Here is an 8,457-nt window from a genome sequence, read left to right as displayed (position 1 = left end):
CCGCGACGCGACGGCCACCGGCCGGGAGCGGGCCGCCCGGGCGCTCGCGGCTCGGCCCACCCCGGAGGCCAAGGCGCAGGCGTGGCGTTCGGCGGTCGAGGAGTCGGGGCTGGCCAACCAGACCGTCGACGCGACGTGGCAGGGGTTCTCGCTCGTGCACGACCCCGAGCTGCTGGCGCCGTACGTGGAGCGCTACCACGAGGCGCTCACGACGGTCTGGTCGCAGCGCACGCACGCCATCGCCGAGAGCATCGTCGAGGGCTTCTATCCGATGGCGCTGGCCGATCAGCGGCTGCTCGACGCCTCGCAGGCGTGGCTGGACGCCCACCCCGACTCCCCCGACGGGCTCGTGCGGCTCGTCTCCGAGAACCGCGACGCGGTCGCCCGGGCCCTGCGAGCCCAGGCCTGCGACACGGCGGCCGGTGGCGACGGGGCCGGTGGCGACGGGGCCGGTGGCGACGGGGCCGGTGGTGTCGGCGCCGGTGGCAGCGGGGTCGGCGACACACGGGCCGGTGACCTCGGGGCCGGCGACTGAGCCATGAGCACGCGGGAGCGCAGTGGGAGCGGGCGGATCCTCACCCGCCCGGTGCTGGCGTGGGCGACCTACGACTGGGGGTCGGCGGCGTTCAACGCCGTCATCACGACCTTCGTCTTCACGGTTTACCTGACGAGTTCGGCCTTCGGCCCGCAGGACGAGACGTCCTCGGCGCTCGGCCAGGGCCTGGCGGTCGCCGGGCTCGTCATCGCCGTGCTCGCTCCCGTCACCGGGCAGCGCGCCGACCGGGCGGGCCGGCGCACCCTGTGGCTCGCCCTGAACACCCTCGTCGTGTTCTGCTGCTCGGCCTGCCTGTACTTCGTGCGGCCCGACCCGGCGTACCTGTGGCTCGGCGTGGCGCTCGTCGCGATCGGCAACGTCTTCCAGGAGTTCGCCGGCGTGCAGTACAACGCGATGCTGCCGAGCATCTCCACGCGGCAGAACATCGGGCGGGTCTCCGGATTGGGCTGGGGAGCCGGTTATCTCGGCGGCATCGTGCTGCTCTCGCTGCTCGTCGTCGGCTTCATCAACCCCGAGGTCGGCTGGTTCGGCGTCACCCACGACGACGGCCAGAACATCCGCGTCGCCATGCTGCTCACCGCGGCCTGGCTGGGGATCTTCTCACTGCCCGTGCTGTTCACCGTGCGCGACCGGCCCCCTGGGCGCCACCGCGACGCAGACGTCGGCAGCGGCGGGGAGGGTGACGAGGGCACCGGCGGCGAGGGCGGCGGCGGAGAGGGCGGCGCCGGTGAGGTGTCGCAGCCCGCTCGGCAGGGGCTCATCGCCTCCTACCGCGCGCTGTGGCACACGGTGCGCGGGCTGTGGCGCACCGCGCGGCACACGCTGTACTTCCTGCTCGCGTCCGCGGTCTTCCGCGACGGCCTCGCGGGGGTCTTCACGTTCGGCGGGGTCATCGCGGCCGGCACGTTCGGCTTCTCACCCAGCCAGGTCATTGTCTTCGGCATCGTCGCCAACATCGTCGCCGGCGTCGCGACGATCAGCCTCGGGGTGCTCGACGACCGCGTCGGCGCCAAGAACGTCATGGTGTTCTCGCTGATCGCCATGGTGATCGCGGGGCTCGGCGTCTTCTGGCTGCACGACGCCGGCCAAACCGTCTTCTGGGTGCTCGGGCTGCTGCTGTGCGTGTTCGTCGGGCCGGTGCAGTCGGCCTCCCGCACGTTCCTGGCCCGGCTCATCCCCGCCGGACGCGAAGGCGAGATCTTCGGGCTCTACGCGACGACCGGCCGCGCCGTCAGCTTCCTCGCGCCGATGCTCTTCGCGGCGGCCATCGAGATCGGCCGCCGGTTCGTCGAGCCGGGCACCGACGCGCAGTACTGGGGCGTCATCGGCCTCGTCATCGTGCTGCTCGCGGGGCTGCTGCTGCTCCTGCCGGTGCGGCCCCCCGAGCAACCCGCCGTCAGCGGCGGCGGCCGCGATGCACGCAGCGGCCCAGGCGACGAGCCCAGCGGGAGGTCATGAGGTCCTCGAGCATGAGCGGCCGGCGGTCCGGGCCGGAGAGCGGGAGCCGCCAGTTCGGGTACTCGTCGGAGGTCCCGGGCTGGTTCATCGCCCGGCGATCCCCGACGAGGTCGGGCACGGCGACGCCGAGCAGCAGGGCCGGCGACCACGACAGGTAGCGGTGCAGCCCCTCGATCATCTGCTCCAGCTGGGTCTGGGAGGGGTCGGTGACCAGCCGGTGCAGGTCGTCGCGTTCGTCGAGCAGCCCGCGTTCGGCCAACACGCTGATCACCTGGCGGCGGGCCTCCTGATCCTCGGCGAGCTCCTCGGCGACCGGCCGCGTGAACACCCCCAGCTCCTCGCGGATGCTGATGTGCTCACCGGTGAGGTAGCCGGCGGTGGGCGGCAGGTCGTGGGTCGTCACCGATGCCAGGCACAGCTGCCGGTAGTCCTCCGGGCGGCGCGGCGACCCGTCCTCGGTGCGCTCGAACCACAGGATCGACGTGCCGAACACGCCGCACTCGTGCAGGAAGTCGCGCACCCACGGCTCGACGGTGCCGAGGTCCTCCCCCACGACGACGGCCCGCGCCAGGTGCGCCTCCAGCACGAGGATCCCGATCAGCGCCTCGTGGTCGAGCCGCACGTAGGTGCCCTCCGACGGCTCCTTGCCCTCGGGGATCCACCACAGCCGGAACAGGCCGATGATGTGGTCGATCCGCAGCGCCCCCGAATGGCGCATCGCGGCGCGGATCATGTCGCGGAACGGCAGGTAGCCCCGGTCGGCGAGCCGGTCCGGCCGCCACGGCGGCTGGCTCCAGTTCTGGCCGCGCTGGTTGTACGGGTCGGGCGGGGCACCGACCGTCACCCCCGCGGCGAGCGCGTCACCCAGCCCCCAGGCGTCGGCGCCCTGGGGGTGCACGCCGACGGCGAGGTCCTGCATGATCCCCAGCGTCATGCCCGCCTCCCGCGCCTCGCGCTGCACGGCCGCGAGCTGCTGGTCGGCGATCCACTGGCACCACATCGCGAACAGCACCTCGTCGGCGCGCTCCTCGCGCTCGCGCGCCACCGCCTCCGAGTGGGAATCGGACAGCTCCTGCGGCAGCGGGATGCCGTGGTGCTCGGTCAGCACGCACCACGTGGCGTACGCCAGCAGCCCGGGCCCTTCGGTCTCGCAGAAGCCGTCGAAGGCCGCCTGCCGCCGGGCCGAGCGCGGGTGCGCGAACACCACTCGCAGCGCCTCCTTCTTGGCCTCCCAGCAGACGTCGCGGTCGATCCGTTCGGAGCGGTTCAACCGCTGGGTGCGCTCGGCAAGGGCGCGCACCCGGGTCCGCGGCTCCGCCTCCAGGTAGCCGACCTCGGGAATGTCCTCCACGCGGATGTACAGCGGGTTGACGAAGCGTCGCGACGTCGGCAGGTACGGCGACGGCTCCATCGGCACGTCGAACTCCGCCGCGTGCACGGGATTGATGAGCGTGAAGTCGGCCCCCAACTCATGCGCCGACCAGACCGCCATGTCGGCGAGGTCACCGAAGTCGCCGATGCCCCAGGAGTCGGCCGATCGCACCGAATACATCTGCGACATCAGGCCCCACGCCCCGTCGGAGGCGAGCGGTTCGGACACCTCGAGCCGTCCGGGGGTGACCGCCAGCGTGCCCTCGTGCGGCGACTCGGCCCCGGGGATCGCCGCGCACAGCGTGTGCCACCCCAGCGGCAGGTCCGGCGGCAGGGCGAACGTGGCCGCCCCGACGAGCGCGCCGTCCACGGTGCGCGGGTCGACCCACACCGGCAGTTGCTCCAGCTCGTGGCGGCCGCCGTCCTCCAGCTCGACCCACACCTCGACGGGTTCCCCGTCCGGCACGTGGATCCGCACCTGACCGAGACGGCCCGCGCGGTGCAGCGTGAACGGCGGCACCCGGTGCCGCCAGGCCCGGTTGACCGTCTCCTCGAGGGCCTGGAACGCCTCGAAGTCGTCGTTCGCCTCGACCCCCAGAGCCGCGAGCACCGCCCGGATCGTGTCGGTCGAGACCGTGACGTGCCGGCCCTGCCAATCCCAGTACTCGGTGGCGACGCCGTAGGCGCGGGCCAGGGCGGCGAAGGCGGCTGAGGGCACGTCGGTCGTCACGGGGAGCCTTCCGTGTGGCGGCTGGTGGCTGGTCGGGCGCAGTCGATCCTATGCCGCGGCACCCGGTCGCGACCGATCGGGCGACGCGCCGGCCGCCGGGATGGCCCGACGACTCGGCCCGACGATGCGGCCCGTCGATGCGGCCGGCGACGGCGGCCGGGCGACAATGCTGTCCATGACGTTGGTCACCGACCCGACCGCACTCTGGGCCGCGACGACCGGGTCCGGGCTCCTCCCGCTCGCGCAGGCCGCACCCGCCGCATCGGCGCCCGCGACGCTCGCCGGCCTGACCGTCGACGAGGCGCGCAGCTGGTTTCTCGACGCCCCGCTGCACATCCTGCTCATCATCGCGCTGGCCGTGCTCGCCCGCTGGCTGGCGCACCGGTTCATCAACACGCTCGTGCGCACGCTCGTCGCCCGCCGCACCTCGACCACGGAGTCGGGCAGCGTCGCGATCATCGACCCGGTACCGACCGCGGAACTGCCGACCATGCGACGCGGCGCACGCCGCGCGGCGCGGGTGTTGAGCGACACCGGACTCGTCGACACCGACCGGCAGAAGCAGCGCGTCGAGACCCTGGGATCGGTGCTGCGCAGCATCTCCTCCGTCGTCATCTGGACGATCGCGGTGCTCATGATCGGCACCGAGGTCGGTCTCAACATGGCGCCCGTGCTCGCCAGCGCCGGAGTCGGCGGCGTCGCCCTCGGCTTCGGCGCGCAGAGCCTCGTCAAGGACTTTCTGTCCGGCATGTTCATGATCCTCGAGGACCAGTACGGGGTCGGCGACCTCATCGACACCGGCGCGGTGGTCGGCACCGTCGAGGCGGTTTCGCTGCGGGTCACCCGGGTCCGCGACATGCAGGGCGTCGTCTGGTACGTGCGCAACGGCGAGATCGTCCAGATCGCCAACCGCTCGCAGGGCTGGCAGAACGGCTCGGTCGACGTGCCGGTCTCCTCCGACGAGGATCCCGAGCGCGCCATCGCCGTCATCACCAAGGCCGTCGAGGGCATGGAGACCGAGGAGAAGTGGTCGCGCGCGATGCTCGAACCGGCCACCGTCGCGGGCGTCGACTCGATCACCGCCGGCACGATGATCATCAAGGTGCTCGTCAAGTGCGCCCCCAACGAGCACTGGGGCGTGCAACGGGAGATCCTCGAGCGCACGAAGGTCGCGCTGCAGAAGGCCGGCGTCCGCGGGCCGGTGCTGCTGCCCGGCGCCTTCACCCTCGACACCGTGCGCAACGACGCGGCCGCCAAGCCCGCCAACCCGAGCCAGGACTGACGGCCCGTCGGACCGACTGAGAGGATGCCGGGGTGAGCGAGCAGACGACGTACTACGAGGCCATGGGCGGCCACGCGTTCTTCGACGCGCTCGTCGCGGACTTCTACCGAGGTGTCGCCGGCGACGAGGAGTTGCGGGCGATGTACCCCGAGGAGGATCTGGCCCCCGCCCAGGAGCGACTCCTGTTGTTCCTCGAGCAGTACTGGGGCGGCCCGACGACCTACTCCCAGAACCGCGGCCACCCCCGCCTGCGGATGCGGCACGTGCCGTTCGCGGTGACCCCGCGGATGCGGGACCACTGGTTGGAGCACATGCTCGGCGCCCTCGACCGCGTCGGCCCCGCCCACGACCTGCACCCCCAGCTCGATGCCGCCCTGCGCGACTACCTCACCCGCGCCGCCGAATCGATGGTCAACTCCGTCGAGGGACAGGCGGCCCCGATGTACCGGCAGTGAGCGGCGACCGCGGGGCGGTTGCTCTGGCCGCGGCTCGGACATCGCCGACCGGCTCGCGACGCCGGTCCGCCATGTGAAATCCACCCGAATCGATTCGATCGACGTTGCGGGGAGCACCAGACTGGGTGCTCGTGACGTCCACCCTGCACACCACCGAGACGACCACGAGCCCTGAGCACCGGCCGGACGCGCTGCTGCTGCACGCCCCGGACGGTCCCGACGCCGCGTGGTGGCGGCACGCGGTGATCTACCAGATCTACCCGCGGTCCTGGGCCGACGCCGACGGAGACGGTGTCGGCGACCTGCCCGGCATCACGAACCGCCTCCCCTACCTGCGTGACCTCGGCGTCGACGCCGTCTGGCTGAGCCCGTTCTACCGCTCCCCCATGGCCGACGCCGGCTACGACGTGGCCGACTACCGCGACATCGACCCGCTGTTCGGCAGCCTGTCCGACGCCACCGCGCTGCTGGCGCGCGCCAAGGAGCTGGGTCTGCGGGTCATCGTCGACCTGGTGCCGAACCACACCTCCGACGAGCACGAGTGGTTCCAGGCGGCGCTGGCCGCCGGGCCGGGCAGCCCCGAGCGGGAGCGCTACATCTTCCGCGAGGGCTCCGGGCCCACCGGTGACGAGCCGCCGAACAACTGGCTGTCGGTGTTCCGGGGGCCGGCGTGGACGCAGGTGCAGGCCGGTGACCCCGCCACGGGGGCCAAGGGTCAGTGGTACCTCAACCTGTTCGACTCCAAGCAGCCCGACCTCAACTGGCAGCACCCGCAGGTGCGCGAGGAGTTCCACGACATCCTGCGGTTCTGGCTCGCCCGGGGCGTCGACGGCTTCCGCGTCGACGTGGCGCACGGGCTCGTCAAGCGCGCCGGGCTGCCCGCCTGGGACGAGGCGAGCGTCATGATCGACGACCACGACGGAGCCGGTGAGCGCGAGGCGATCCCGACGAACGCCGCGCCGATGTGGGACCAGGACGGCGTCCACGAGATCTACCGCGGCTGGCGCGAGGTGCTCGACGCCGCGAACCCGGCCGGCGACCCGGCTCAGGACAAGATCCTGTGCGCGGAGGCGTGGGTCGAGCCGATCGATCGGCTCACGCTCTACACGCGCCGCGACGAGATGCACCAGGCCTTCAACTTCCCGTTCCTCGTCACCCCGTGGCGGGCCGGTGAGTTGCGTGAGGTCATCGCGCAGTCGCTGCGCGCGGCCGATTCGGTCGGCGCCCCGACGACCTGGGTGCTGTCCAATCACGATGTCGTGCGGCACGCGTCGCGGCTCGGGCTGCCGATCGGCGACCCGCGACCCAACGGCATCGGCCCGAACGACACCCAGCCCGACGCGGTCGTGGGGCTGCGGCGCGCCCGGGCGGCGACCACCCTCATGCTCGGGCTGCCCGGCTCCGCCTACCTGTACCAGGGCGAGGAGCTCGGGCTGCCGGAGTCGACGCAGGTGCCGGACGACGCGCGCCAGGACCCGGCGTGGTTCCGCTCGGGCAAGACCGTACTGGGTCGCGACGGGTGCCGCATCCCGATGGCCTGGGAGGCCGACGCGCCCGCCCTGGGGTTCAACGACACCGGCGCGACGTGGTTGCCGCAGCCGCAGGAATATCGCGAGCTGGCCGTCGACCGGCAGACCGGCGTGCCCGGCTCGACCCTTGAGCTGTACCGGACGCTGCTCGGCGCGCGCCGCGAGCACGACCTGGGCACCGGCGGCCTGCGCGAACTGCCCGGGTACGGTGACGACGTGATCGCCTACGTCAACGAGGCCCACGACGGATCCCACACGGCCGTGCTCGTCAACCTCGGCGAGCAGCCCGCGCCGTTGCCGTCCGGCCGGCTCGTCGCCGCCAGCGGCGAACTCCTCGGCGGGGCGCTGCCCACGGACACCGCGGCGTGGGTGCTTCTCGACTGAACACCCCGCCCCCGGGTGACGGCGGTGAGGGGGGCGACGGCGGCGAGGGCGGCGGGTCGGGCCGGGGTGGTTCGGCCGCTGCCCGGGCGTCGCGGGCGCCCCGGCCGCTCGATCCCGCCTATCGCGCGCTGACCCTGGCGCTCGTCGCGCTCGTGACGATCGTCGCGTTCGAGGGCATGGCGATCTCGACGATCATGCCGACGGTCGCCGACGCCCTCGACGCCGCGGGCGCCTACGCGTCGGCGTTCAGCGCGATGTTCACCGCGCAACTGCTCGCGATCGTGCTCGCCCAACCGTGGATCGAGAACCGCGGCCCGGCGCCCGTGATGCGGTGGGGCCAGGTGGGTTTCGCGCTCGGCTGCGCGCTCGCGGGGCTGGCGCCGACCTTCGGGATCTTCCTCGGCGGGCGGGTGCTCGCCGGTCTCGGAGCCGGTTTCATCGTCGTCGCCCTGTACGTGGTCATCGGCGCCGTGTACCCCGAGATCGTGCGGCCGCGGGTGTTCGCGTGGGTCTCCGCGGCCTGGGTGCTGCCCTCGATCATCGGTCCGCTCGTGGCCGCCGCGATCAGCGCCGCCTGGTCGTGGCGCGGTGTGTTCCTGCTCGTCGTGCCCGCCGTCGCCGTCACGCTCGCCGTGCTCGCCCGGACCCCGGCCGCGGCCGTTCCGCGCGCCGGTTCCGGCGGCGCGGGTTCC

7 protein-coding genes are annotated in these 8,457 nt (G+C 72.8%); 6 read left to right on the top strand and 1 reads right to left on the bottom strand.

Features of this window, described 5'->3' with window-relative positions; translation table 11 throughout:
• A partial coding sequence (locus PINTE_RS19125) for an ERAP1-like C-terminal domain-containing protein (RefSeq protein WP_174524031.1) occupies positions 1-535 on the top strand: 535 nt, incomplete at its 5' end.
• 3 nt (positions 536-538) lie between these two features.
• Positions 539-2,014, top strand: coding sequence for an MFS transporter (locus PINTE_RS19120; RefSeq protein WP_084343816.1), 1,476 nt, complete (start codon positions 539-541; stop codon positions 2,012-2,014).
• On the opposite strand, the gene malQ is transcribed toward PINTE_RS19120, so the two are convergent.
• Positions 1,953-4,115: a 4-alpha-glucanotransferase gene (gene malQ / locus PINTE_RS19115; protein ID WP_068433888.1), complete on the bottom strand. Its 2,163-nt coding sequence runs from the start codon at positions 4,113-4,115 to the stop codon at positions 1,953-1,955. The genes PINTE_RS19120 and malQ overlap by 62 nt on opposite strands.
• Positions 4,116-4,290: 175 nt before the next feature.
• Between malQ and PINTE_RS19110 the strand changes: the two genes are divergently transcribed.
• The 4 genes from PINTE_RS19110 to PINTE_RS19095 all read left to right on the top strand — a co-directional run.
• Complete coding sequence (locus PINTE_RS19110) at positions 4,291-5,397, top strand: mechanosensitive ion channel family protein (RefSeq protein ID WP_084343817.1); 1,107 nt, start codon at positions 4,291-4,293, stop codon at positions 5,395-5,397.
• A gap of 32 nt (positions 5,398-5,429) precedes the next feature.
• The gene (locus tag PINTE_RS19105; protein WP_281178979.1) at positions 5,430-5,852 is read left to right on the top strand and encodes a globin; all 423 of its coding nucleotides are present in this window, start codon (positions 5,430-5,432) and stop codon (positions 5,850-5,852) included.
• Between the two features lie 131 nt (positions 5,853-5,983).
• Positions 5,984-7,765 carry a glycoside hydrolase family 13 protein gene (locus PINTE_RS19100; protein ID WP_373280178.1) on the top strand — a complete coding sequence of 594 codons (1,782 nt, stop codon included), beginning with the start codon at positions 5,984-5,986 and terminating at the stop codon, positions 7,763-7,765.
• Positions 7,747-8,457: MFS transporter (locus PINTE_RS19095; RefSeq protein ID WP_157087380.1), on the top strand; the 711-nt coding region annotated here is incomplete at its 3' end. The genes PINTE_RS19100 and PINTE_RS19095, both read left to right, overlap by 19 nt.

The sequence above is a fragment of the Piscicoccus intestinalis NBRC 104926 genome, assembly GCF_001515525.1.
GTDB lineage: Bacteria > Actinomycetota > Actinomycetes > Actinomycetales > Dermatophilaceae > Kineosphaera > Kineosphaera intestinalis.
The sequence above is the reverse complement of the archived record's forward strand: the minus strand, read 5'-3'. Positions and strand labels throughout refer to the sequence as shown.